The 23,381-nt window shown below is 64.5% G+C and carries 24 protein-coding genes; 16 read left to right on the forward strand and 8 right to left on the reverse strand.

Features of this window, described 5'->3' with window-relative positions:
• Nucleotides 1-33: 33 nt before the first annotated feature.
• Genes ACFELO_RS11405 through ACFELO_RS11415 form a run of 3 tightly spaced genes read right to left on the reverse strand, consistent with a single transcriptional unit; the run spans nt 34 to nt 3,700 of the window.
• Nucleotides 34-1,500, reverse strand: a complete 1,467-nt coding sequence (locus tag ACFELO_RS11405; protein ID WP_440957885.1) for a sensor histidine kinase — start codon at nt 1,498-1,500, stop codon at nt 34-36.
• Nucleotides 1,501-1,526: 26 nt separating this feature from the next.
• The gene (locus ACFELO_RS11410) at nt 1,527-2,948 is read right to left on the reverse strand and encodes a dihydrolipoyl dehydrogenase family protein (protein WP_440957886.1); all 1,422 of its coding nucleotides are present in this window, start codon (nt 2,946-2,948) and stop codon (nt 1,527-1,529) included.
• A complete protein-coding gene (locus tag ACFELO_RS11415) occupies nt 2,945-3,700 on the reverse strand; it encodes a TVP38/TMEM64 family protein (protein WP_440957887.1) in 756 nt (251 codons plus the stop codon). The genes ACFELO_RS11410 and ACFELO_RS11415 overlap by 4 nt, the downstream gene beginning before the upstream one ends.
• A 242-nt stretch (nt 3,701-3,942) precedes the next feature.
• Here ACFELO_RS11415 and ACFELO_RS11420 point away from each other — a divergent pair, with 242 nt between their 5' ends.
• The 11 genes from ACFELO_RS11420 to ACFELO_RS11470 all read left to right on the forward strand — a co-directional run bounded on the left by ACFELO_RS11420 (nt 3,943) and on the right by ACFELO_RS11470 (nt 14,117).
• A complete protein-coding gene (locus ACFELO_RS11420) occupies nt 3,943-4,617 on the forward strand; it encodes a glutathione S-transferase family protein (RefSeq protein WP_440957888.1) in 675 nt (224 codons plus the stop codon).
• Between the two features lie 128 nt (nt 4,618-4,745).
• A complete protein-coding gene (gene rpmH, locus ACFELO_RS11425; protein WP_022701434.1) occupies nt 4,746-4,880 on the forward strand; it encodes a 50S ribosomal protein L34 in 135 nt (44 codons plus the stop codon).
• Between the two features lie 23 nt (nt 4,881-4,903).
• Nucleotides 4,904-5,299 (forward strand): ribonuclease P protein component, encoded by a 396-nt coding sequence (rnpA, locus tag ACFELO_RS11430; protein ID WP_440957889.1) that lies wholly within the window; start codon nt 4,904-4,906, stop codon nt 5,297-5,299.
• A 15-nt stretch (nt 5,300-5,314) separates the two neighbouring features.
• Nucleotides 5,315-7,333, forward strand: coding sequence for a membrane protein insertase YidC (gene yidC, locus ACFELO_RS11435; protein ID WP_440957890.1), 2,019 nt, complete (start codon nt 5,315-5,317; stop codon nt 7,331-7,333).
• A gap of 96 nt (nt 7,334-7,429) precedes the next feature.
• Entirely contained in the window at nt 7,430-8,011 is a 582-nt protein-coding gene (yihA, locus tag ACFELO_RS11440; RefSeq protein WP_440957891.1) for a ribosome biogenesis GTP-binding protein YihA/YsxC, read from the forward strand.
• A 39-nt stretch (nt 8,012-8,050) separates the two neighbouring features.
• Nucleotides 8,051-9,028, forward strand: coding sequence for a DUF1036 domain-containing protein (locus tag ACFELO_RS11445; protein WP_440957892.1), 978 nt, complete (start codon nt 8,051-8,053; stop codon nt 9,026-9,028).
• The gene (locus ACFELO_RS11450) at nt 9,025-9,741 is read left to right on the forward strand and encodes a pyrimidine 5'-nucleotidase (RefSeq protein WP_440957893.1); all 717 of its coding nucleotides are present in this window, start codon (nt 9,025-9,027) and stop codon (nt 9,739-9,741) included. The genes ACFELO_RS11445 and ACFELO_RS11450 overlap by 4 nt, the downstream gene beginning before the upstream one ends.
• Complete coding sequence (dapD, locus tag ACFELO_RS11455) at nt 9,738-10,568, forward strand: 2,3,4,5-tetrahydropyridine-2,6-dicarboxylate N-succinyltransferase (RefSeq protein WP_440957894.1); 831 nt, start codon at nt 9,738-9,740, stop codon at nt 10,566-10,568. The genes ACFELO_RS11450 and dapD overlap by 4 nt, the downstream gene beginning before the upstream one ends.
• A 49-nt stretch (nt 10,569-10,617) precedes the next feature.
• A complete protein-coding gene (dapE, locus tag ACFELO_RS11460; RefSeq protein WP_440959921.1) occupies nt 10,618-11,790 on the forward strand; it encodes a succinyl-diaminopimelate desuccinylase in 1,173 nt (390 codons plus the stop codon).
• Nucleotides 11,787-12,362: a hypothetical protein gene (locus ACFELO_RS11465; protein WP_440957895.1), complete on the forward strand. Its 576-nt coding sequence runs from the start codon at nt 11,787-11,789 to the stop codon at nt 12,360-12,362. Before dapE ends, ACFELO_RS11465 begins: the two co-directional genes overlap by 4 nt.
• Before the next feature lie 48 nt (nt 12,363-12,410).
• The gene (locus ACFELO_RS11470) at nt 12,411-14,117 is read left to right on the forward strand and encodes an amidohydrolase (protein ID WP_440957896.1); all 1,707 of its coding nucleotides are present in this window, start codon (nt 12,411-12,413) and stop codon (nt 14,115-14,117) included.
• Between the two features lie 117 nt (nt 14,118-14,234).
• On the opposite strand, the gene ACFELO_RS11475 is transcribed toward ACFELO_RS11470, so the two are convergent.
• Nucleotides 14,235-15,044, reverse strand: coding sequence for an SDR family oxidoreductase (locus ACFELO_RS11475; protein ID WP_440957897.1), 810 nt, complete (start codon nt 15,042-15,044; stop codon nt 14,235-14,237).
• A 113-nt stretch (nt 15,045-15,157) separates the two neighbouring features.
• Nucleotides 15,158-15,529 (reverse strand): Kazal-type serine protease inhibitor family protein, encoded by a 372-nt coding sequence (locus tag ACFELO_RS11480; RefSeq protein ID WP_440957898.1) that lies wholly within the window; start codon nt 15,527-15,529, stop codon nt 15,158-15,160.
• Between the two features lie 107 nt (nt 15,530-15,636).
• Here ACFELO_RS11480 and fmt point away from each other — a divergent pair, with 107 nt between their 5' ends.
• Together fmt and truA are read left to right on the forward strand one after the other, a co-directional pair.
• Nucleotides 15,637-16,566, forward strand: coding sequence for a methionyl-tRNA formyltransferase (fmt, locus tag ACFELO_RS11485; protein ID WP_440957899.1), 930 nt, complete (start codon nt 15,637-15,639; stop codon nt 16,564-16,566).
• 2 nt (nt 16,567-16,568) lie between these two features.
• Entirely contained in the window at nt 16,569-17,330 is a 762-nt protein-coding gene (truA, locus tag ACFELO_RS11490; RefSeq protein ID WP_440957900.1) for a tRNA pseudouridine(38-40) synthase TruA, read from the forward strand.
• Between the two features lie 3 nt (nt 17,331-17,333).
• Here the strand turns inward: truA and ACFELO_RS11495 are convergent, their stop codons facing one another.
• Nucleotides 17,334-17,909 (reverse strand): hypothetical protein, encoded by a 576-nt coding sequence (locus ACFELO_RS11495; RefSeq protein ID WP_440957901.1) that lies wholly within the window; start codon nt 17,907-17,909, stop codon nt 17,334-17,336.
• Entirely contained in the window at nt 17,909-18,436 is a 528-nt protein-coding gene (gene def / locus ACFELO_RS11500) for a peptide deformylase (RefSeq protein ID WP_440957902.1), read from the reverse strand. The genes ACFELO_RS11495 and def overlap by 1 nt, the downstream gene beginning before the upstream one ends.
• Before the next feature lie 125 nt (nt 18,437-18,561).
• Between def and ACFELO_RS11505 the strand changes: the two genes are divergently transcribed.
• Entirely contained in the window at nt 18,562-19,467 is a 906-nt protein-coding gene (locus ACFELO_RS11505) for an alpha/beta hydrolase (protein WP_440957903.1), read from the forward strand.
• On the opposite strand, the gene rmuC is transcribed toward ACFELO_RS11505, so the two are convergent.
• Nucleotides 19,464-20,951 (reverse strand): DNA recombination protein RmuC, encoded by a 1,488-nt coding sequence (gene rmuC / locus ACFELO_RS11510; protein WP_440957904.1) that lies wholly within the window; start codon nt 20,949-20,951, stop codon nt 19,464-19,466. The genes ACFELO_RS11505 and rmuC overlap by 4 nt on opposite strands.
• 103 nt (nt 20,952-21,054) lie before the next feature.
• Between rmuC and ACFELO_RS11515 the strand changes: the two genes are divergently transcribed.
• Together ACFELO_RS11515 and ACFELO_RS11520 are read left to right on the forward strand one after the other, a co-directional pair.
• Complete coding sequence (locus ACFELO_RS11515; protein ID WP_440957905.1) at nt 21,055-22,185, forward strand: GNAT family N-acetyltransferase; 1,131 nt, start codon at nt 21,055-21,057, stop codon at nt 22,183-22,185.
• Nucleotides 22,186-22,252: 67 nt separating this feature from the next.
• Nucleotides 22,253-23,377 carry a PQQ-dependent sugar dehydrogenase gene (locus ACFELO_RS11520; RefSeq protein ID WP_440957906.1) on the forward strand — a complete coding sequence of 375 codons (1,125 nt, stop codon included), beginning with the start codon at nt 22,253-22,255 and terminating at the stop codon, nt 23,375-23,377.
• Nucleotides 23,378-23,381: the final 4 nt, after the last annotated feature.

The following is a 23,381-nucleotide window of genomic DNA, read 5'->3' on the forward strand; positions in this document are numbered from 1 at the left end:
CAGGCCGGGCCGGACGGGGTCGCCCTCGTCCGGCTAGTTTGCCTTGGCGCGCAGCCTCACCTCGAACACGGCGCCCGCCTGCGAATTGTCGGCCAGGCGCACATCGCCGCCCATCACCCGCGCCAGCTCGCGCACGATGGACAGGCCCAGTCCTGACCCGCCCTTGGAGCCTGTGCGACCAAAGGGTTCAAACAGGGTCTCGGCGATCCGCGCCGGCACGCCCGGCCCGGTGTCACACACCTCGACACAGACGCTCTCGCCGGACGCCATCAGACTGGCGCGCACATGGATCAGGGGCGCCGGGCTTTTTTCCATGGCCTGAAGCGCATTGCGGAACAGGTTCAGGAAGATGCGGTGCAGATGGTCCGGGTCAGCCTCGACCAGAAGCAGCTCATCCACCTCATTGCGCCAGTCCGCCGCGCCGGTCGCCGCAAACGCGTCCCCCGCCGCGTCATCCAGCGCCGCGCGCAGGCTGACGGGCTGAAGCTCGGGCGGGCGCTCTTCGGAGCGGCCATACTGTAGCGTGTCCTCACACAGGCGGATGCCACGATCGACCGCGCGCACCAGACGCGATCCCATGGCCGCCACCCGCTCATCCGCGTTGGATGACAAGCGATCCGAAATCAGCTGGGCGCTGGTCAGCACGTTCCTGAGATCGTGATTGATGCGCGCCACCGCCCCGCCCAGCGCCGCCAGGCGTTCGCGTTGACGAAAGGCGGTACGCACCTCGTCCTGCATGGCCGCGAGCGCGCTTTCCGCCTCGCCAATCTCGTCTGACCGGCGCGACAGCGCCACAGTGCAGGCCGGATTGCCGGGGTCCTGCTGGAACTGGGTCATGGCGTGCGCCAGCTTGCGCATGGGCCGGACGAACATGAACATCAGGCACAGATAGATCAGCCCGCCCGTCATCACCGCGATGAAGATCGACAGCCACAACACCCGGCCCGAATAGGCAAACAGGTCATGCTTGAGGCCCGCTTCGGGCACCACCACGCTGATCAGCCCCGCCTCGCCCGCCATGGGCTCGTCAATGATCAGCAGATACCGGCCCTCAGGCGCCAGGAAGACGCCGATGGTGTTGAAGATGCGCTCGAAAAGATGCTCTTCGGCCAGCATCACCTCGACCACGGGGGCCGCGCCAATCCCGCCCGGCCGCGCCAGCAGCGGCACGTTCATGCCGTCATAGACCCGGCCCACAATCACCGCGTCTGCACTGGTCAGCAGGTTGGCGATCATCTCGTCGCCCAGCCCCATCTCGTCAGCCGTCTCCACCGCCAGCGAGGCGAGATAGGCGTCATCGGTGCGTTCCGACAGCCAGTCCGAGCGGTAATTGGCGGCGGAAGGGAAGAAGATCAGGATTTCGGCCAGCAGCACAAAGCCGATGGACAAGCCCAGGAGCTTGCCCGGCATGGACAACAGCGCCTTGCGAACCGCCTGCATCGCCCCCAGGGGGGCGGCGCGGTGTTCGGCGCTCGTCTGGCTGTCCACCCTGATATCCACTCCGCCTCCCCAGCCGGACCTTGGCTTTAGTGAAACGCGCTCAGGATCCGGGCGAGCATTTTCGCCATCGATCCGAACACCACCGGTTCATAGTAAGAGCCCGCCGCGCGCTTGAAGATTTCACCGCGCGTGGGATAGGGCGCAACGGGGCTGGTGAGGTCGCGGACCGTGCCGCCCTTGGTCATCACCGCGCCCGCAATCTGGATCAGGTCATCAGCGCGTGCGCCAGCCGCGTGCGCGCCCAGCACCTTGCCGCCCTTGCCCAGAACCAGCTTCACGCCGCCGCGCACATCACCCTCGGCGATCGCGCGGTCATTGTCGTCAAAGCCCCAACTGGCGATTTTCACCTGATCGCCATGCGCTTCGCGCGCCTGGCTTTCTGTGAAGCCGATCTGGGCGATGGGCGGATCGGTATAGACCGCCGCCGGTATGGGCTGGGAGGACTGGGTGGTGCTGAGCCCGTAATAGAGATTGCGAACGATGACGCTGCCATGCCAGCCCGCCAGATGGGTCAGGCCGCCCTTGCCCGCGATGTCGCCCGCAGCGAGCACGCGCTTGTTGGAGGTGCGCAGGCGATCATCACAGACAATACCGCGCGCATCGGTTTCAACACCCGCCGTCGCCAGCTCCAGACCGTCCAGTACCGGCTTGCGACCCGTCGCCACCAGAAGGTGGCTGCCGGTGACCACATCGCCATCTGACAGGTGCAGAATGATGCCCGCATCCGTGGATTCAACCCGAGCGGCGCTCTTGCCGGTGTGCAAGGTGACGCCATCCGCCATCAGCTGATCGGTGACCAGCCCCGCATGTTCAGGTTCGAACCGCGCCAGCGGCGCGCCGGCCTCGACAATGGTGACATGCGAGCCCAGACGCCGGAAAGCCTGCCCCAGCTCCATGCCGATGGGCCCCGCGCCCATGACGATCAGATGCTCGGGCAGGGTTTCGAGCGACCAGACGGTCTCATTGGTCAGATACGGCGCCTCGGCCAGTCCATCGACCGGCGGAATGAATGCACGGGTGCCGGTGGCGACCACAATGCGCTTGGCTTTCACCTCGACGCTGTCAGAGGCGACCGTGTCTTCGCTGACAAAGTGGGCGTATTCGCGCACGACACGGACGCCGAAGCCCTCAAACCGCTCCTGACTGTCATTGGGCTCGATGGTGGTGATGGCGGCCTTTATGGTCTCGCGCACCCTGGCGAAGTCCACGCTCGGTTCGCCGACACTGATGCCATGCTTGGCCGCGTCACGGATGGCCTGGACCTTGTGGGCGGCGGTCAGGATCGCCTTGGAGGGCACGCAGCCATAGTTCAGGCAATCGCCGCCCATCTCGCCGGCTTCAAACAGAACGACCTTGCGGCCCAGCTGGGCGGCGCCCGAAGCGGTCACGAGACCGGCCGCGCCCGCGCCAATGATGGCGAGATCCGCCTTGATGCGTTCGCGGCTCATGCGGCCTCTCCCTTGTCCTTGCGCACCCGGCGCAGAACCATCGGCAGCAGCGCCAGCACGGCGAAGGCGACCATGGCGAAGATCAGTTCAGGCGTTAAAAGTGCGCCAAAGCTCGGCACGCCTTCCGCGGCGGCGCGTTTGATGGTCGCGCCCAGCGTTGCATACACATAGGCGCCCGGAATGACGCCCACCAGCGTGCCTAGCGCATAGGCGCGCACCGGCACGTTCAAAAGAGCGGTGGCGATATTGATGCCAAAGAAGGGCAGCACCGGGATCAGGCGCAGGATGACGATGTAGGTGAAGGCGTCGCGCGAGAAGCCGTCCTGCAGCTTCTGCACATAGCCGGGGAATTTCGCGCGCACCCAGTCCGCAAAGGCATAGCGTGCGGCGAGGAAGATGATGGTCGCGCCCGTGGTCGAGCCGATCACCGCCACGCCCGTGCCCAGATAGGCCCCGAACAGGAAGCCCGACCCGATGGTGAACCACAAGGCGCCCGGCACCGAGATCGCCACCGCGAGGGCGTAGAACACCGTGTAGGCGATGACCGCGAGCAGGAGATTGTCCTGAACCCAGCCATCCATGTCCTGCAACACGGCCTGCGCCCGGTCGGCGTCCAGATATTGCTGACCTCCCAGCAAGAAGAAGGCGGCCAGACCTGCAATCAGAACCACAAGCGGGGCCAGACGCCGCCAGAGCGGCTTGGACGGCGCTTGTTCAATCGCGTCTTCAGACATGTTCGGCTCGGCGTCCATCCGGATACCCCTTCAGCGTTCGTGTAAGTGTTGTGACCGGATATAGACCGCCCCGTCGAGTAGGGGAAAACCACATCCCCACGCGCCAGCTTCACCATGGCGTGAAAGTTTATTTCAAAATCACGGATTTATCGCGCGCCTAGGTATTTTCCCGTGCGGAGTTAACCCGATACCGCATCCCCCAGAGAGCTGGCAGTCCGGTTGCGATGGGCCTTTCGCGCCCTCTGACAAGGACTTACGCCATGCCCGCTTCTGACATCACCCTTTATACCGCCGCGACCATGAATGGCTGGAAACCGCTGGTCTTTCTGGAAGAGGCCGCGATCCCCTATACGCTTGCCGCCGTCGATTTTGGCGCGCGCAGCCACAAGACGCCCGAGTTTCTGGCGCTCAATCCCAATGGCAAGATTCCGGTTCTGGTCGATCACTCCAATGACGACTTCGCCGTCTTCGAATCGGGCGCGATGCTGTGGTATCTGGCCGAGAAATACGGACGCTTTCTCTCTGAGGACGCCAAGCTGCGCTCTGAAACCCTGCAATGGCTGATGCTGCAAATGGGCGGTGTGGGTCCGATGATGGGCCAGACCATGTTCTTCCGCCGCTTCGCCCCGGACGCCGGACAGGCCAGCGACAGCGCGCTGACCCGCTTCACCAGCGAATCCCGTCGCCTTTTCGAGGTGCTGAACACCCGTCTCATGGGCCGCGACTGGCTGGCGGGCGATGCCTATTCCATTGCAGACATGGCGATGTTCCCCTGGGTGCGCTGCCATTCCTGGGCGGGGGTGTCGATTGACGGGCTGGATGCGCTTGCAGACTGGATCGTCCGCATTGATGCCCGGCCTGCGGTTCAGCGTGCGCTGCAACTGCCTGCTCCGGCGCCGCGTTTTCTGGCGGAATACGAGCTGGAAGCGTGCTAAAACGTCTGCGAACCGCCGCATTCGGGGGCGGTGAGGCGCTTGACTCAGGGCCTCACCTCCCGTATCCACCGCGGCTCGAATTTTGAGCCGCCGGGAGACCGGCCGCTGATCCCCATGGGAGCCGAACCGTGAAACGTACATTCCAGCCGTCCAATCTGGTCCGCAAGCGCCGCCACGGTTTCCGTGCCCGCGCAGCCACCAAAGCCGGTCGTCAGGTTCTGGCGCGTCGCCGCGCCAAGGGCCGCAAGCGCCTGTCCGCCTAATTCAGGCGTCAGACGACACGACGATGTATCCAGATCGCGCCGCACGGATAACCGAGCGGCGCGATTTTTTGCGCGCGCGCGAAGCGCCGCGTTCCGCCAAGCCCTCCGTGGTCATTCAGATGCTTGCGCGCAAGGATGATTCCGACGGGCCGACCCGGGCCGGGTTCACGGCGACCAAGAAAATCGGCAATGCTGTGGCGCGCAATCGCGCCAAGCGTCGATTACGCGCAGCCGCTCGCCTGTTGCTGCCCCTCCACGGACAGCCCGGAACCGACTATGTGTTCATTGCGCGCGCCCAGACAGGGGCCCGGTCATGGCCGGCCTTGCTTGACGATGTTAAAGCCGCGTTGATAAGCCTCGCGCGGCGTGAACGCGGACCGACGGGCGGTTCGCGCAATCCTACGCCCTCAAAACCGTAAGGGATCGTTCCTCCCATGGGTGAGAACCGCAACTTCCTGCTCGCGGCCGTCATAGCGATCGGCATCCTGTTTCTCTATCAGGCGTTCATCCTCGACCCGATGGCGAGAGACCGTGAAGCAGCCGAGCAGGCTGCGGCTGAAACCCAGGTCCAGGAAACGGGCGATGACGCGCCCCAGGCGCCCGATGCCGCCTTCGCCGCCGGTTCGGGTCAGAACGGCATGAGCCGCGAAGACGCGCTCGCCCAGTCCCAGCGCGTTCAAATTCGCACCGAGGCCCTGTCAGGTTCACTGTCTCTGACCGGCGCCCGGATCGATGACCTGCAATTGCTGCGTTACGAGACTGAAGTGGATTCCGGCGAGCCGGTGACGCTGATGAGCCCTGAAGGGTTTGACGGCTATCAGTTCGCCGCCAGCGGCTGGCTGGGCGGCGCCAATGCGCCCCAGGGCCTGCCGGGCCTGAGCACGCAATGGACGCTTGTGAGCGGCAATGTGCTGAGCGAGGACAGCCCGGTGGTTCTGGAACACACCGCCGGCGAGCTGACCTTCCGCCGCACGATCTCGGTGGACGAAAATTACCTCTTCACCGTCAATGACAGCGTCATCAACAACGGCTCCGCCGCCGTCTCCCTGCGCCCGTATGCTCTCGTGCGCCAGCATGGCGTTCCGGCAGACCTGCAGAATTTCTTCGTCCTGCATGAAGGCGCGGTCGGCGTCGTGGACGGCACCCATTTCGATCGCAAGTTCAAGAAATGGGAAGAGGATGGCCTGATCGAGCGCAACGGTCCCGGCGGCTGGATGGGCATTACGTCCAAATACTGGCTCGCCGCTGTCGCCCCTGAAGGCCAGCCCAATGTGCGCGCCCAGTTCCGTGTGGTCTCCCGCCCGGACCGTCCGGTGTTTGAATCCAACTATCTCAGCGACGCCGAAACCCTGGCTCCGGGCGCAACGCTCGAAAACACGAGCTATGTCTTCGCCGGCGCCAAGAAACAGCCCATTCTCGCCGCTTATGAGAACGAGCTGGGCATTGACCGCCTGACCATGGCCATCGACTGGGGCATGTTCTGGTTCCTGACCCGGCCCTTCTTCGCCGCGCTGCACTTCTTCTACGGTCTTCTGGGCAATTACGGTCTCGCCATCATGGTCGTGACCCTGCTGATCAAGCTGGTGCTGTTCCCGCTGAACAACCGCGCCTTCGCCTCCATGGCCAAGATGCGCTCGGCGGCGCCGAAAATGACCGAGATCCGCGAGCGCTACAAAGACGATCCGCAAGCCCAGCAGAAGGCGATGATGGAGCTCTATCGCAAGGAGCGCATCAACCCGGTCGCGGGCTGTCTGCCCATGCTGCCGCAGATCCCGATCTTCTTTGCGCTCTACAAGACGGTGTTCATCTCGCTGGATGCGCGCCATGCGCCCTTCTTCGGCTGGATCCAGGACATGTCCGCGCCCGATCCGACCATGATCGGCAATCTGTTCGGCCTGCTGCCCTATGATCCGTCCGGCCTGCCCATGGTGGGTCAGATCCTGGCCATCGGCGTCTGGCCGCTTCTGATGGGCGTGACCATGTGGGCCCAGCAATCGCTGAACCCACCGCCCGCTGACAAGATCCAGCGCCAGATCTTCGCCTTCATGCCGATCATCTTCACGATCATCATGGCGCCCTTCCCGGCCGCCCTGATCATCTACTGGTCCTGGAACAACACCCTGACCATCGGCCAGCAATACCTGATCATGCGCCGCCAGGGCGTGGTGACCGAGCTGGATCGCAACTTCTTCAAGCTGCGCTCCAAGCTGACCGGCAAGCCCGTGCCTGTGAAATACCAGGGCGAGGACACCCCGACCGCCACCAATCAGGTGATCGAGGGCAAGGTGGAAAAGGCCGTCACCGAACTGGCCGATGACGCCAACGCCGATCAGGCCGTGACCGAGGGGGAAACCCCGGCGGACGCTGCAACCGAGACCAAGCCCGCAACGACCGGCCGTCGGGTCAGCTCCAACCCCGCCGCCAAAAAGCCGCGTGGCGGCAAGAAGAAATAGGAGGCGGCCCTGACCGAGCCCTCTCCGGAAGCCCAGGCAGAACAGGCGGCCCGTCTCGCGGCGGGCCGCAAGCTGTTCTCCGGCCAGATCGACTTCATGCTGGGCGTGGTGTCCATGGACACCCTGCCCGACACCCATATTCCCGAAGTGGCCTTTGCGGGCCGCTCGAATGTGGGCAAGTCCTCGCTGATCAATGCGCTCACGGGCCGCAAGCAACTGGCGCGCGCCTCGACCGAGCCGGGCCGGACGCGTGAGCTGAACTTCTTTGACATGCATGGCCGTCTGCGGATCGTCGACCTGCCGGGCTATGGCTTCGCCAAGGCCCCCAAGGAAGTCGCAGCGCGCTGGACGCGCCTGACGCAGAACTATCTGCGCGGCCGGGTCAATCTCAAGCGGGTCTTCTTGCTGATCGACTCCCGTCACGGCATCAAACCCTCTGACGAAGCGATCATGAAAGTGCTTGATAGCGCCGCCGTGGTATACCAGATCGTTCTGACCAAGACCGACAAGCTCAAACCTTCCGAGGCGCTCAAGCGTGTCGAGGAAACCCAGGCCAAGGTCGCCCGGCGGCCCGCCGCCTTTCCGGTGATCTCGGCCACCTCCAGCGCCAAGCGTGACGGGCTTGATGAGCTGCGCGGGGAAATCTCCACCCTGGCCCTGCCGGCCGGGGATTCGTAACCGGGGCCCTGACACGCCCCGACAGACGGGACTGTCGACATGCTGAACCGGATGCTGATCGCCGCCTTCATCGCCCTGGGTTTCAGCGGCGCGGCCCAGGCCGGACAGGTCTGTAACGAGACAAGCTTCATGGTGGAGGCCGCCAAGGCCTGGCGCACGCCCACAGGGCTCGCCGTGGAAGGCTGGGCGCGGATCGCGCCGGGCGGCTGCGCCGATATCGGTCCCTCCACCAATACCGAGCAATATCTGTATGCCCGCACCACCCGCGCCTATCTGGGCGGGGTGCGCGAATGGCGCGGCAGCCTGGACATCTGCGTGGACGAAACCGACTTCGCCTTCGAGGGGGTCGCCGATTGTGAAACCCTGGGGCTGGAGACCCGCAAGTTCCGCCAGTTGACCGAGGCTGAACGCGACCATGCCGTGCTGGTCGAAGTGGCCGATTTCGGCGACCGCGCCGAAGAGGCCGGGCTGCAGCGTCTGCTGCAATCGGCAGGCTATGACATCAACGTCATCGACGGCTATGCCGGTCGTCGCACGCGCCGTCAGGTCGAAGCCTTTGAGGAAGAGGTCGGCCGCAGCTTCGGCGCGGATCGCGCCGCCCTGATCGAGGCGCTTCACGAGCGCGCCATGACGCGCAACACCTCGCTCGGCCTTCAGGTCTGCAACGACGCCAACCTGCCCGTGGGCGTCGCCGTGGCGCGCGCCAATGGAGAGGGCTGGGAGACCCGCGGCTGGTGGCGCATCGCGCCGGGCGGCTGTGCGCAGACCCTGTCCGCCCAACTGACCAGCAATGAGACCTATGTCTACGCCCAGCTGATTGATGAGGACGCTCTGCGTCCGCTGGCGGGCGGGACCGAAGCCTTCTGCATCACTCCGGCGCGCTTTACGAGCCAGACCCGGAGCGAGTGTACGAGTTCGGGCTTCCAGCCGGCTCTGTTCCGCGCGGCGCCGGCGCCTGAAGAAGGCGGCGCTGTGATGCGGCTTGATCTGGATGACTTTGAGGAACCGCTTCCGTGAACCGACCCCCCGACCTCTATCATGTGGACACCTGGGTGTTCGATCTCGATGAGACGCTTTACCCGTCCGACGCCGCCGTGATGAGCCAGGTCATCGACAAGATGACCGACTGGGTGCAGCGCGAATTTTCCCTCACCCGGGAGGAAGCGCACGCCATGCAGCAGCATTACTACACGACCTATGGCACCACGCTGAACGGCCTTCTGGCGAACAACCAGGTGCGCGATCTGGCGAGCTTTCTCGACTTCGTCCACGACGTCGATCATTCCGTGATCACGCCCGACCCCGAACTCGCCAGCCATGTGCAGGCGCTCGACGGGCGCCGCATCGTCTACACCAACGGCTCGCGCAGGCACGCCGAGAAGGTGATCGAGCGGCTGGGGTTGAACGGCCTGTTTGACGATCTCTATGGCATCGAGGCCGCCGACTATACGCCCAAGCCGCACCGCGAAGGCTTTGACCGCTTCACCGGCCATTTCTCGATCACCCCGCAAAGCACGGTGATGTTCGAGGACTCGATCAAGAACCTTCAGACCGCGTATGATGTGGGCTTCACGACCGTGCTGGTGCATCCGCCGGTCGAAGCGCTCGCCGATGGCGCAAAGCCCGAACCCTTGGTACATCCTCCCCACATCCATTACGCCGTGGACTGCCTGCGCACCTTCCTGGGCGACTGGCACGCCGCCGCAGACAAGAAGAAGACGACGCCATGAACCGTGATGCTCTGAAATCCGTCATCGACGCCGCCTGGGACACCCGTGACCAGCTGACCACCCAGACCGAGGGGGATGTGCGCGACGCTGTCGCCGCCGCCCTGAACCTTCTCGATAGCGGCGAAGCCCGCGTCGCCAGCAAGGATGAGTCCGGTCAGTGGATCGTGCATGAATGGCTGAAGAAGGCGGTCCTTCTGTCCTTCCGCCTGAACCCCAACCGCATCATCCCCGGCGGCGCTGATCACGGCCCGTGGTGGGACAAGGTCGCCTCCAAGTTTGAAGGCTGGGACGCGGACGAGTTCGAGGCCGCCGGCTTCCGCGCCGTGCCGCCCGCCGCCGTGCGCCGGGGCGCCTTCATCGGCAAGGGCGTGGTGCTGATGCCGTCCTACGTCAATATCGGCGCCTATGTGGATGAAGGCACGATGGTGGACACCTGGGCCACCGTCGGCTCCTGCGCCCAGATCGGCAAGAATGTGCACATTTCCGGCGGCGCCGGGATCGGCGGCGTGCTCGAGCCGCTGCAGGCCAATCCGGTGATCATCGAAGACAATTGCTTCATCGGCGCCCGCGCTGAAGTGGCTGAAGGCGTGATCGTCCGTGAAGGCGCCGTGCTGGCCATGGGCGTGTATCTCAGCGGCTCCACCAAGATCGTGGATCGTGAAACCGGCGAGATCTTCCGCGGCGAAGTCCCGCCCTATTCCGTCGTGGTGCCGGGCAATCTGCCGGGCGAAGCGGGCAAGCCGGGGCTCTATTGCGCCGTCATCGTCAAACGCGTCGACGCCCAGACCCGCGCCAAGACCTCCATCAACGCCCTGCTGCGCGACTAAGACGCGCGGACGATAGTCAGGCATGGCGCCAGAGGCGAAAACGCCCTAAATCTGCGCCATGCTTGATCTGTCTGCTCTCACCGATCCGATCCCCCTCGCCCGACGCCTGATCCAGGCGCCGTCGGTGACGCCTGCCGACGCTGGCGCGCTCGACGTGCTGTCCGAGGCGCTGGAAGCTCTGGGCTTTGTCTGCACGCGCTTCCGGTTTGAAGAGGTGGACAATCTCTACGCCCGGCTGGGCAAGGCCGCGCCGGTCTTTTGCTTTGCCGGTCATACCGATGTGGTGCCGCCCGGCGACGAAGCCGCCTGGAGCCGCGGGCCGTTTGAGGCCGAGATCGCCGACGATGTCTTGTGGGGGCGCGGCGCGTCAGACATGAAAGGCGCCATCGCCGCCATGGTCGCCGCTGTCGCGCGACACCTTCAGGCGTCGGGCGAGCCTGCCGGCTCCATCGCCTTCCTGATTACGGGCGACGAGGAAGGCCCCGCCATCAATGGCACGAAAAAGCTGCTCAAGGCCGTCACGGACAAGGGCGAGCGCTTTGACCATTGCCTGGTCGGCGAGCCGACCAACCCGCACCATCTGGGCGACACCATCAAGGTGGGCCGACGCGGTTCGCTCAATGGCGTGGTGACGGTGACGGGTCAGCAGGGTCATGTGGCCTATCCCGAAAAGGCCGAGAACCCGATCCCGGTGCTGATCGACTTTCTCAACCGGATCACGGCGCATACGCTCGATGAGGGCGCGCCGCACTTCCAGCCCTCCAATCTTGAAGTGACCACGATCGATGTGGGCAATGCGCCCCATAACGTGATCCCGGCGAAGGCGACGGCGAAGTTCAATATCCGCTTCAACACCGCCCACACCGGAGACGGCCTGAAGCAATGGCTGCGCGAGCAGGCCATCGCCGCCGAGCAGGGTTTTTTCGGCGATTTCGACCTGGACCTGACCGTCACCGGCGACGCCTTTCTGACCGAGACCGGCCCGTTCACCGATCTGCTGCGCGCCGCAGTGAAAGAGCAGACCGGCCATGACCCGGCGCTGACCACGGGCGGCGGCACGTCTGACGCCCGCTTCATCAAGGATTACTGTCCTGTGGCCGAGTTCGGCCTTGTGGGTGAAACCATGCACCAGGTTGATGAGCGCGTGCCGGTCAGCGACGTGACCCGCCTTGCGGCCATCTATGCCGACGTGTTGCAGAGGTATTTCAAGACTTTCGCATGATGAGACAGGCTCTTCAGGACATGCGCTCCGGCGTTGTCGGCGTCTTTGCGCTGCTGATGTTCAAAAAGGACTGGCGCAAGCATTTCGATGTCAGCGCAGAGGGTGTGGCGCGCTCGTTCTCGGGCGTCATTCTGGCCCTGCCGGCCTTCGCTTTCCTGATCTATGGCGTGAATTATTTCTACGCCGAGAACGCCGCCGCCTATAGCAGCGAGATGCGGTTCACCCTGCTGGACGCGGTGATCAGCTGGGCGCGGTTCTGGCTGCTCTTCCCGGTCGTCGCAGCGGGCGTCGTGATGGTGATGGGGCTCAAGGACCGCTTCGCCAGCTGGCTGGTGGTGCATAACTGGACGGTGTTCGTGCTGGTCCATGTCCAGGCGCTCCTGCTGGCGCTCTATCCCGCCGGGCTTGCTGATCCGGGCGCGATCAGCCAGGCCATGTCGCTCTACGGCATGCTACGTCTGTTCGTGCACTGGCGCGTCGCGCACGGCTCCATGGCCCTGCCGCCTGTCATGGCGATTGTCGCGGCGGGCATCCCGATGATCATTGACCGCCTCATCCTCTCCGTGACCTGAGCATCACAGCGCGCTAGATTCCTCCCAAGCATATCGGGGAGGACCCTCATGATCCGTTCAGCGTCGCTGACCATCTTGTCGCTTGGCGTTTGCGCCATCGCGCTTTCAGGCTGCTACGATCCGCAAGCCGTCAATCCCTCAGCGGGCGACATGACCGCAGACGCCGTCTTCACCGGCGGTCCGATCTATACCGGCGTGGACGCCCAACCCACCGCCGAGCTGATTGCGGTGGATGACGGGCGCATCGTCTTTGTGGGCAGCGCAGCTGACGGCGAAGCCTATATCGGCGAGACCACCCGGACCGTGGACCTTGGCGGCGCCGCCCTCTTCCCCGGCTTTACCGATGCGCATGCCCATATCCTCGGCGTGGGAGAGCGTGAGCGCTCCCTGAACCTTGAAGGCACAGCCTCGATCGAGGACCTCAAGGCGCGGGTGGCCGAAGCGGCGGCCGATGAGAGCGCCTCGATCATTTCCGGACGCGGCTGGATCGAGACCCATTGGCCCGAGGGCCGCTTCCCCACCGCCGCGGATCTGGATGAGGTGGAGGCCGAGCGCCCTGTCATTCTGGTGCGCGCGGACGGTCACGCCCTGGTCGCCAACACCGCCGCGCTGGCCGCTGCACAGATCACCGCCGACACGCCGGATCCTGAAGGCGGGGCGATCCTGAAAGACGAAACCGGCCAGCCCAATGGCATGATCATTGACGCCGCCATGGCGCCCTTTGCGGCGCTGGCCGGGCAGCCGACACAAGAAGAACGTCAGACCCTGTACCGGCTAGGCGCGGAGGTGATGGCGTCCCAGGGCTGGACCAGCGTACACGATATGAGCGTGGCCTATGCCGATGTGGACATCATGGAAGGGCTTGCCGAGGACGGCGCGCTTCCGATCCGCATCTCGGTCTACGCCAATCCCGAGGATTATGACGCGGTCGCCAGCCGCGCCCCTCGCATGGACGCGGATGGCCGGGTCATCGCGCGCGGCGTGAAATTCTACATGGATGGCGCGCTCGGCTCACGCGGCGCGGCGCTTCTGGAGCCCTATGAGGACGCGCCGGACACGAGCGGCCTGTTCCTGTCCGAGGAAGCGCGCGCCGAGGCGATGATGCAGCGTGCGCTGGAAGACGGCGTGCAGCTCGCCATCCACGCCATTGGTGATGCGGGCAATCGCAATGTGCTCGACTGGATGAGCGACAGCTTTGACGCTGTTCCCGCCAGCGAGCGCGCCGTGGCCGAACCGCGCTGGCGCGTCGAACACGCCCAGATCCTGCACCCCGACGACATTTCCCGCTTTGGCGAAATGGATGTCATCGCCTCCATGCAACCTAGCCATGCCATTGGCGATCTGCACTTCGCCGCCAGCCGGATCGGCCTTCACCGGCTGGAGGGCGCCTATGCCTGGCGCTCGCTGATCGAAAGCGGCGCGATCATCGCGGGCGGCTCTGACGCCCCGGTGGAGCGCGGCGAGGCGCGGATCGAATTCTACGCCGCCGCAGTGCGCCGCGATCTCAATGGCTTTGCCGACGAGCACTGGCATCTCGAACAAGCGCTCGACCGGGAGACCGCGCTCAAGCTCTTCACCATCTGGCCTGCCTACGCCACCTTCCGCGAGGATGAGCTGGGCACGATCGAAGTGGGCAAGCTGGCGGACTTCTCCGTCTTTGACCGCGATCTGATGACCGTGCCCGACAGCGAGCTGGCTGACGCCCGCCCGGTGATGACCGTGGTGGATGGCGAAGTGGTCTGGCGCGCGCAGTAGCGCAGGGTCTGAATTCCCGGGCGAGCATCGCGAAGACCCGGGACCTCCCGCCGCGTAAAGCGCCCTATCCTGCACGAGGCCCCGACTCGGCGCTGCGCTTGGCCGGGGTTTCAGTTTCTAGTCCTCAGCCCGTCTCGGCGAGGATGCAGCCCCCGCAAGGATGCCGCCATCGAGATGCAGATCCGTGCCGGTCATATAGCTCGACGCATCCGAAGCCAGAAACAGCGCGGTTTCGGCCACTTCTTCGGAACGTCCGAACCGGCCCATGGGAATGCCCGCCTCCACGTCGGCGACCGCGTTGTCGCGCGCTTCACCCTCGCCCAGCATATCCTCCCACATTGGGGTCAGAACCGCGGCGGGCAGGATGGCGTTACAGCGGATGGCATAGCCTTGTTGCGCGCAATAGAGCGCCACGGTGCGGGTATGGTTGAGCACTGCCGCCTTGGACGCGGCATAGGCCGCTGCAGCGGGAATGCCCACCACGCCCGAGCGCGAGGACAGATTGATGATGGAAGCGCTCTGACGCGCCTTCATCAGGCGGATCGCCCATTGGCAGCCCAGCATGACGCCATCGGTATTGACCCGATGCACGGTGCGCCAGGCCTCCAGTGAGACATGTTCAGGATCATGCAGTCCCGGCGCCTGGGCGAAGCCGGTAATGCCGGCATTGTTGACCAGCACATCCAGCCCGCCCCAGCTCTGCTCGACCCATTCAGCGGTGGCCGTCCAGGCCGCCTCGTCGCTGACATCCAGCGTCCGGGCATGCGCGTGCGCGCCGAGTTTGGCGGCCAGCGCCTCAACGCCCGCGCCATCAATATCGGTCAGAAGCACCTCTGCCCCTTCGCGCACGAACAGTTCGGCGATCGCCGCGCCAATGCCGCGCGCCGCGCCTGTGACCAATGCCTGCTTGCCTGACAATCGCGCCATGCCGTCCCCCCTTCAAAGAGACCGGCTATGTAGCCGTATCCGGCAAGGGCAGGAACCGGGAAATCCCCGCAGAACCCGCCACAGGCCTGTCATATCCGGACGATAGCCCCCGCCTAGCGCCCCGCGACACACGCCCCGGCGCTAACCACGCTGACGCCAGCCGCGGCCGCGGTGCACGAATTGCCATAGGTCTGGCCGTCACAGCCGCAGACCGGGCGATACTCCCGCGTACACATTTGCGGGCGCGCCGTGCAGGTTCCCATCTGGTCCGCCGCGCCGCACTGGGCCGTCGGGGCGTAGGAGCAATAGGCGGCGCCCGTCTGTTCGCCTTCGCACATGATCCCGGCCATGCCGCCGCAGGCTTCACCCAGCCCCACAACGCGCCAGCTATTATCCGGCTCGCCTGGTCCCGGCGCAGGGTCGCCGTCAGTAGTGCAGGCGGCAAGCGCCAGAACGGACAGGATCGTGACGAGAAGTGCGCGCATGATATCAGGCTCCGGTGTGGTCAGACGGTTTCCAAAAGCGTATCACACCGCCCCGGCCCGCCCCTAGGACTTCGCGGCCAGACTGCCCGTTTCGGAGTGAACCTGAGATGACTTTGCGCCTCGCCTTCATGGGAACCCCTGACTTCGCCGCCGCCTCGCTCGCCGAGATTGTCGGCGCGGGTCATGAGGTGGTTGCGGTCTACACCCAGCCCGAGCGCCCGCGCGGACGCGGTCAGGCCAAGGTGAAAACCCCGGTCCATCAGCTGGCCGAGCAGTTCGGGCTCACCGTGTACACACCCGAGAGCTTCCGCGACCCTGACGTCATCGCGCAGTTTGAAAGCTTGGAGCTCGACGCGGCCTGTGTCGTCGCCTATGGCCAGATCCTGCCCCAGCAAGCGCTCGACGCGCCGCGCCTCGGGTGCCTGAACCTGCACGCTTCGCTGCTGCCGCGCTGGCGCGGCGCCGCGCCCATCCAGCGCGCCATCATGGCGGGCGACGAGATGACGGGTGTCCAGATCATGCAGATGGAGGCCGGTCTGGATACGGGCCCCGTCCTGATGAGCGAAGTTGTCCCGATCTCCGAGACCGACACCTCCGCCAGCCTGCATGACCGGCTGATGAGCACGGGCGCTTTGCTGTGGCCCCGCACCCTTGCCGCGCTGGAGCGTGGTTCGCTCAACGCTGTGCCGCAAAGCGAGGAGGGCGTCACCTACGCCAGAAAGATCACCCGCGAGGAAGCGCGCATCGACTGGTCGAAACCCGCGGGCGAAGTCGCCGATCACATTCGCGGCCTCTCCCCCTTCCCCGGCGCATATTTCGAATTGCCGGGCGACAAGCCCATCCGCGTGAAGGTCCATTTCGCCCAGCCTGAAAAAGGCGAAGGCGAGCCGGGCGAGGCGCTCGATGACAAGCTGCTGATCGCTTGCGGTCGCGGCGCCGTGCGCCTGATCCGCCTTCAGCGCGAAGGCAAGGGCGTGATGGACGCCAAGGCGTTCCTCAACGGCGTGGACGTGCCCATGGGCACGGTGCTGGCCTAGTCATGCCGCGCTACAAGCTCACCATCGAATATGATGGCGGCCCGTTTGTGGGCTGGCAGAGACAGGACAATGGCCCCTCTGTGCAGGGCGCGCTGGAGGTCGCCGCTTCAAAACTCGATGGCGGCCCGCGCGAGGTCTATGGCGCAGGACGGACCGATTCCGGCGTGCATGCGCTCGGTCAGGTCGCCCATGTGGACCTTGAGAAGGATCTGCCCGCCGACAAGGTGCGCGACGCCATCAATCACCACCTCAAACCCCACCCCATTGCGGTGGTCGAGGCGGTGCGCGTCAGCGATGACTTCCACGCGCGTTTCAAGGCGCACCGGCGCGGCTATATCTACCGCCTGCACGCAAGGCGCGCGCCTTTGACCCTGACCCGCGGACAGGTCTGGCGCGTCTATCAGCCGCTTGATGTGGACGCGATGCACGCCGCCGCCCAGCATCTGGTCGGCACGCATGATTTCACGACGTTCCGAGATTCCCAGTGTCAGGCCGACAGCCCGATCAAGTCGCTCGACCAGATCGCGGTCTTCCGCTCGGGCGAGGAAATCCATGTGACGGTGGAGGCCATCAGCTTCCTGCACCGGCAAGTGCGCTCGATTGTCGGCTCACTGGTGGAAGTGGGACTGGGCAAATGGACGCCGGACGACTTCAAGAGCGCGCTCGACGCCGCTGACCGCAAACGCTGCGGCCCCGTGGCCCCGCCGGACGGGCTCTATCTGTCGCTGGTGGCGTATCCGGACGGGTTCGAGCTGGTGGAGTAACCCCTACTCCGCACCCCAGGGCGCAGGCGGGGTATCGACCGGTTGGGTCAAATCAAACTCGACCGCGAAATGCCGGTTCGGACGATCAAGTGCATAGGTGAAGCTGTCGTCTGTCAGCGTGATCGACCAGACATTCTCCATTGAGACGGGAATGTTCTCACGCTCGAACAGGGCCTGGCTTTCTGCATCGGCGGGGAAGTCTGCACGGACGGGGCCCGCTGCGCCTTCCGTGTCGCCGCCATACCAGGTCAGCACGTCTTCAGAGCCATCTTCGTGGCGGTGATCATGCTTGAGGCGCAGCCCGCCTTCGGGCAGGCGCGAAATCACCCAGGTCCGCGAACGATCCTCGCCCACATGGAAGGGCACGCGCATCTGTGTCTCGCCGCACTCACGCACATGCATGACAAGGCGCTCGGACGCGAACGCCTCATCTCGCGGGTCGTCAGAGGTGACACGGCCTTCAAAGGCCTGACCGCAATAGGCGCTCAAACGCTCAAACAGATCCGGTTCGGGCTGTGCAGCGGGCGTGCAGGCGACCAGCGCCAGCGGCGCGCCCAGCAAAAGGGTGCGAAGCGTCATTATTCTGCCGCCTCCGTCGGGGCGCCGCGCTGTTTGACCAGCTTCTGGACTTTCTTGACCGCACGGTCGCGCTTCAGGCGGGACAGATAATCGATGAAGACCACGCCCTCGAGGTGATCCATCTCGTGCTGGATGCAGACCGCGAACAGATCCTCGGCGATCTCCTCGCGCGTCTCGCCCTCATAGTCGAGATACTCGACCTTGACCTTTTTGGGCCGCTCGACGCTGTCAAACACGTCAGGCACGGACAGGCAGCCCTCCTGATAGGGTTTGAGGTCTTCGGTCAGCGGGGTGATCACCGGATTGACGTAATAGCGCGGATCATTGCGCTCGTCCGACAGGTCCATGACGATGACGCGCTTGTCCACACCGATCTGGATGGCCGCCAGGCCAATGCCGTCGGCGGCGTACATGGTCTCGACCATGTCATCCATCAGGGCGCGAAGCGCATCATCCACACCATCGACCGGCTTGGACACCAGCTTCAGACGCGGATCGGGAACGGTGAGTATCTCTCGAATAGCCATACTGAGTAGGTAATCGCGCAAAGCGTTTCGTTCAAGTTTTCCACGCGGCTGTCGCGGTATGCGAATACGCTGGCGCGCATCCCCTGACACGCTAGGCTGTCCCCGTCATTCGCAGGGGAAACACGATGAAATCAGTCTGGATCGCCGCCATACTGGCGCTTGGCATTGCGCAAACAGCTCTGGCGCAAGCCCCCGCCCCTGTCTCTCAAAACCCGATCATCACAGGTGAGAGCTTTGTTCTGGACGCACCGAGCCTGGGGGACGAGCGCGAAGTGAATATCTGGGTTCCGCCCTTCCTTGATGAGCTCGAACAGCCGATCAATGTTGTCTACCTGATCGATGGCGGCCTTGAGCAGGACTTCCAGCACATGGCCGGTCTGGCCCAGCTGGGCGCGCTGAGCTGGCAGTACGAACCCTTCATGCTGGTCGGCGTCCAGACGAAGAACCGCCTGTTCGAGCTGACCCGGCCCGCAGACGATCCGCGCTACCAGACCCAGTTTGAGGAGCAAGGCGGCTCGGAAGCGTTTCTCGCCTTCCTCACCGAGGAGGTGATCCCCTTTGTCGAGGCGCGATATCCGGCTTCGGATCGCCGCACCCTGATCGGGGAATCTCTGGCGGGGCTGTTTGTGACGGATACGTTCCTGCACGCGCCGGCGAGCTTTACCGACTATATCGCCGTCAGCCCGTCGCTCTGGTGGGATGATCAGGCCGCCGGCAAGGCCGCAAGCACGCTTCTGACCGCACAGGATGATGCTCCGCGCCGGCTCTATCTGACCATGGCCAATGAAGGCGGGACCATGCAGAACGGTCTGGATCAGCTCGTTTACGCCCTGCGCCAGAACGCCCCGCAAACGCTGGACTGGTTCTATGTGGACCGGTCAGCCACCGAGACGCACTCGACCATCCTTCACCCTGCAGCGCTGGACGCCTTCCGCACCCTGTTTGCCCTGCCGCCCTATGACTATGGCGAGACGCCCTGGTATCTCATCGAGGGCGGCGAGCCATCGGCGGAGGACGACAGCGAAGGCTAGGCCTTCTCTTCGTCCGGCCCGGTCAGAAGCCGGGGGGCTTCATCGACCTGGGCGGGGGATTCGATCTGCTTCATCTGGCCATTGAGCTGGGCCATATCGCGCGCCTTGGGCAGCACCCGGCTGTCAAATGAACCTACTGCCTTGTTGTAATTGGCGGTTGCGGACTTCAGGCCCGCCCCGACCCGGCCAAGGTGATCCGAGAATGTGTTCAGGCGCGTGAACAGCTCGTCGCCCAGCGCCGCGACCTTCTGGGCGTTCTGCTCCAGCTTCTCCTGACGGAAACCGTAGGCGACAGCCTTGGCGAGGGCGAGCAGGGTTGCAGGCGTGGTGATGATCACATTCGCCTTGATGGCGTCGTCAAACAGGGCCGGATCTTCCTCGATGGCAGCGGAATAGAAGCTCTCGCCGGGGATGAACAGCGCCACAAAGTCGATCGCGCCATCCACGCTGGCGGCGTATTCCTTCTTCGCCAGCTGTTTGACGTGGGTCTTCACCTGCTGGGCGTGACGACGCAGGGCGTCGCGGCGCGTCGCCTCGTCCTCGGCTTCCACCGCATCGAGATAGGCGGTCAGCGCCACTTTTGAGTCCACCACAAAGCGCCCGCCGCCGGGCAGCTTGATCACGAAGTCGGGTCGCAGCGCCGCCCCGTCCGTATCGCGGGTCTGATGCTGGGCGTCGTAATCGATATTCTTGGTCAGGCCCGCCAGTTCGAGAATGTTCTCGACCGTGCGCTCGCCCCATTGGCCACGGGTGGTGGATTTGCGCTGCAGCGCGTTCACCAGCTTGGCGGTTTCCTTGTGCTGGTCATTCAGGCCCTGGCTGAGCTTGGTGATCTGCTCGGCGATCGCGCCGGAATTGCGGGCGCGATCCTGCTCCATCTTCTCCACCTGCTCGCGGAATTTATCGAGCCGCTCGCGGATCGGATCGACCAGCGTCTTCACCCCGCCCTGGGCTTGCTCATGCTGAGCCTTGAAACTCTGCTGGGCCTGTTCGAGCAGCTTCTTCGACGACACGTCCAGCGCCTCGCCCGCAAGCGTCTTGAAGCGGTCCTGCATCTCCTGGCTCAGCGCCGTCAGGCGCTCGCGCTCGGCTTTCACCGCCTCTTCGCGCTCTTCCAGCCGTTCACGCAGCGCGCGCAATTCCGATGAGGCGCGATTTTCCGCCTGACGGGTCGCTTCCAGCTGCTCTTCCAGACCCTCGACCCGGTTGGCGGTAGTGCGCGCCTCGGCCAGCGCCTTTTCCGCCGCGTCGCGCATGGCGCGTTCGCTGGCGAGTTCCGCCTTCAGCTCATCCACGCGGCGCGCCTCCGTCTGCGCTTCACGCAATTCAAGCTGCGCCTCCGACAGCTCCGTCTGCATCTCGCCCAGACGGGCTCGAAGCGTATCGGCTTCCCCCCACGCCTTGCGCAGAAGCACCACGCTCACCCCGCCCAGAATGAGACAGGCGCCGCCGAGCGCGATCAGAGCAAGTGAAACGGGATCCATGGCTTTCCTCGGACTCAGACCAGAACGAAACGGGACCATACATGAGTCCCGTTCGGCGCGCGCCTTGCATTTTCACCTGAAAGACGACTTTCGGGGGATGAATATGCGCCTGTTTGATACGCCTTTGTCGGCACTCGGCGTCCGGGATCTGGATCTGTGGCGCGATCTGGCGCGCCATGACGGCCGTCTGGTCAGCCCGTATCTGCTGCCCGAGTTTGCCCAGATGGTGGACGCCCAGCGCCATGATGTGCGCGTCATCATCGCCGAGGAAAACAGCGCCCCCATTGGATATTTCGCCTATCACGCCCCGCAGGGGGGCATTGCCCGCCCGGTTGGCGCGCCCCTGTCGGACTATCAGGGTTTTGCGGCCCGCCCGGGCTTCAAGGTGGACGAGAAAGACCTGCTGAGCGCCATGGGCGCGGATGTGCTGGTTTATGACAACTGGATGGGTCAGCCGTTGGGCAAAACCCGCGCACAGACCCGCTCCTCCATCATCGATCTCAGCGAAGGGCTCGACAGCTGGATGGCACGCAAGGAAGCGACCCAGCACAAGCATTTCAAGAAGCTGCGCCAGCGTCAGCGCAAGGCCGAGCGCGAGTTCGGCCCGATCCGCGTGGTGTTCGGCGATCCGCTGGGCGACCGCTTTGAAACCCTGCGCGCGTGGAAGAGCCAGCAATATCGCGATACGGGCCTGTTGGACCTGTTCGACATCGCTTGGGTGGATAACGTCATCCGCAATTGCGCCGCGCGCAGCTTCGGCCCGTTCCGCGGCCTCGTCGCCTCGCTCTATCTCGGCGACCGGCTGGCGGCGGTGGAGATGGGCATTGTGTCCGGTGATGTCTATCACTCCTGGATGCCCGCCTATGACCCGGCCTTCAGCGCCGTCTCGCCCGGCCATCTGCTGCTGCAAGGCATCATCGAGGCCGCACCCAATATGCGCATCAACCGCATCGATCTTGGCGGCGGGGACTACGCCTACAAGACGGCCTACACCGATTATGAAGTGACGTTGTCGGGCGGACGGGCCATGAAGCCCAGCGCCGCCATGGCCAATTTGCTCGCCTGGGACAGCGCGGAATCCCTTGCCCGCATCCTGCCCGGACCGCTGTCGCATGCGCCGCTGAAACTGCGTCGCCGCTGGGCGCACACGGCTGCGGCGGAGCCGGTCCTGACCCGTCGGGTCCAGCGTATGGGCGAAGCCTTCCTCAAGGCGCCGCAACGGCTGAGCGCCTAGGCTTTAACGGTTCCATTCCGCGAGTGATCACCTATCTTCCCGGCAAGCCATAACCGGGGAGACACTTATGATCCGCACCACCGCCCTCGCCAGCCTGAGCCTTCTGGCCCTGTCCTCAGCCGCCTTTGCTCAAGACGTCGTTGAGAGCGAACAGGCCGACTTCATTGTCGAAACCGTGGCGGGCGGGCTGGAATTTCCCTGGTCCATCGCCTTCCTGCCGTCTGGTGAAATGCTGGTCACAGAACGCGAAGGCCGCTTGCGCGTCATTGATGCGGACGGCCTGCGCGAGACGCCTGTCTCCGGCCTGCCCGAGGATATCCTGATCGAGCGCCAGGGCGGTTTGCTCGATGTGGCGCTGGCGCCCGATTTTGCTGACAGCCGCACGATCTATTTCAGCTATGCCGAAGGCACGGCGGAGGCCAACAACACCGCCCTCGCCCGCGCCACGCTGAGCGCAGACCTGACCGCGCTCGATAATGTCGAGGACATCTTCCGCGTCAATTTCGAGAAGGCGGGCGGCTTCCACTTTGGCGGACGCATCCTGTTCAATCCCGATGGCACGCTGTTCCTGACGCTCGGGGAAGGCGCGCGCTATTCCGAAGAATCCCAGAACCCGGAAAACCATCTGGGCGCCGTGGTGCGCCTCAATCTCGACGGCTCCATCCCGTCCGACAATCCGGTGATCGAAAACGGCGCGCCAGGCGTTTTCACCTATGGCCACCGCAACGCCCAGGGCATCGCCCGCAACCCGGCCACCGGCTCGATCTGGGAAATGGAACATGGGCCGCGTGGCGGCGACGAGATCAATATTCTTCAGGCCGGGACAAATTATGGCTGGCCCGAGATCACCTATGGCATCAATTACGATGGCACCATCATCACCGAAGAGCGCGAACGCGAGGGTCTGGCCCAGCCGATCTGGTACTGGAACCCCTCCATCGCCCCCTCCGGCATGACGTTCTACACTGGCGACCGCTTCGAACACTGGCAGGGTGATCTGTTCGTCTCCGCCCTTGCTGGCAGCAAGATTGAACGTCTGGAAATCGATGGCGACCGGGTGATCAGCGTCGAACCGTTGCTGGAAGACCTCGGCCAGCGCTTCCGCGATGTGCGCACGGCTCCGGATGGCGCGATCTATGCGCTGACAGATGACTTCGAAGGATCGGTCCTGCGGCTGGTTCCGGCGGAATAAGGAT

The sequence above is a fragment of the Oceanicaulis sp. LC35 genome (genome assembly GCF_052055585.1).
Lineage (GTDB): Bacteria > Pseudomonadota > Alphaproteobacteria > Caulobacterales > Maricaulaceae > Oceanicaulis.

Bases quoted from the DNA above. Each gene is read 5' to 3' on its own strand.
- ACFELO_RS11420 (WP_440957888.1), top strand. From the start codon at position 3,943: ATGCCCGCTTCTGACATCACCCTTTATACCGCCGCGACCATGAATGGC.
- fmt (WP_440957899.1), top strand. From the start codon at position 15,637: ATGACTTTGCGCCTCGCCTTCATGGGAACCCCTGACTTCGCCGCCGCC.
- dapD (WP_440957894.1), top strand. From the start codon at position 9,738: ATGAACCGTGATGCTCTGAAATCCGTCATCGACGCCGCCTGGGACACC.
- def (WP_440957902.1), bottom strand. From the start codon at position 18,436: ATGGCTATTCGAGAGATACTCACCGTTCCCGATCCGCGTCTGAAGCTG.
- ACFELO_RS11520 (WP_440957906.1), top strand. From the start codon at position 22,253: ATGATCCGCACCACCGCCCTCGCCAGCCTGAGCCTTCTGGCCCTGTCC.
- ACFELO_RS11470 (WP_440957896.1), top strand. From the start codon at position 12,411: ATGATCCGTTCAGCGTCGCTGACCATCTTGTCGCTTGGCGTTTGCGCC.
- ACFELO_RS11465 (WP_440957895.1), top strand. From the start codon at position 11,787: ATGATGAGACAGGCTCTTCAGGACATGCGCTCCGGCGTTGTCGGCGTC.
- rnpA (WP_440957889.1), top strand. From the start codon at position 4,904: ATGTATCCAGATCGCGCCGCACGGATAACCGAGCGGCGCGATTTTTTG.
- ACFELO_RS11480 (WP_440957898.1), bottom strand. From the start codon at position 15,529: ATGCGCGCACTTCTCGTCACGATCCTGTCCGTTCTGGCGCTTGCCGCC.
- ACFELO_RS11505 (WP_440957903.1), top strand. From the start codon at position 18,562: ATGAAATCAGTCTGGATCGCCGCCATACTGGCGCTTGGCATTGCGCAA.
- ACFELO_RS11475 (WP_440957897.1), bottom strand. From the start codon at position 15,044: ATGGCGCGATTGTCAGGCAAGCAGGCATTGGTCACAGGCGCGGCGCGC.
- ACFELO_RS11415 (WP_440957887.1), bottom strand. From the start codon at position 3,700: ATGGACGCCGAGCCGAACATGTCTGAAGACGCGATTGAACAAGCGCCG.
- yihA (WP_440957891.1), top strand. From the start codon at position 7,430: ATGCTGGGCGTGGTGTCCATGGACACCCTGCCCGACACCCATATTCCC.
- ACFELO_RS11495 (WP_440957901.1), bottom strand. From the start codon at position 17,909: ATGACGCTTCGCACCCTTTTGCTGGGCGCGCCGCTGGCGCTGGTCGCC.
- ACFELO_RS11515 (WP_440957905.1), top strand. From the start codon at position 21,055: ATGCGCCTGTTTGATACGCCTTTGTCGGCACTCGGCGTCCGGGATCTG.
- ACFELO_RS11410 (WP_440957886.1), bottom strand. From the start codon at position 2,948: ATGAGCCGCGAACGCATCAAGGCGGATCTCGCCATCATTGGCGCGGGC.
- truA (WP_440957900.1), top strand. From the start codon at position 16,569: ATGCCGCGCTACAAGCTCACCATCGAATATGATGGCGGCCCGTTTGTG.
- rmuC (WP_440957904.1), bottom strand. From the start codon at position 20,951: ATGGATCCCGTTTCACTTGCTCTGATCGCGCTCGGCGGCGCCTGTCTC.
- yidC (WP_440957890.1), top strand. From the start codon at position 5,315: ATGGGTGAGAACCGCAACTTCCTGCTCGCGGCCGTCATAGCGATCGGC.
- ACFELO_RS11445 (WP_440957892.1), top strand. From the start codon at position 8,051: ATGCTGAACCGGATGCTGATCGCCGCCTTCATCGCCCTGGGTTTCAGC.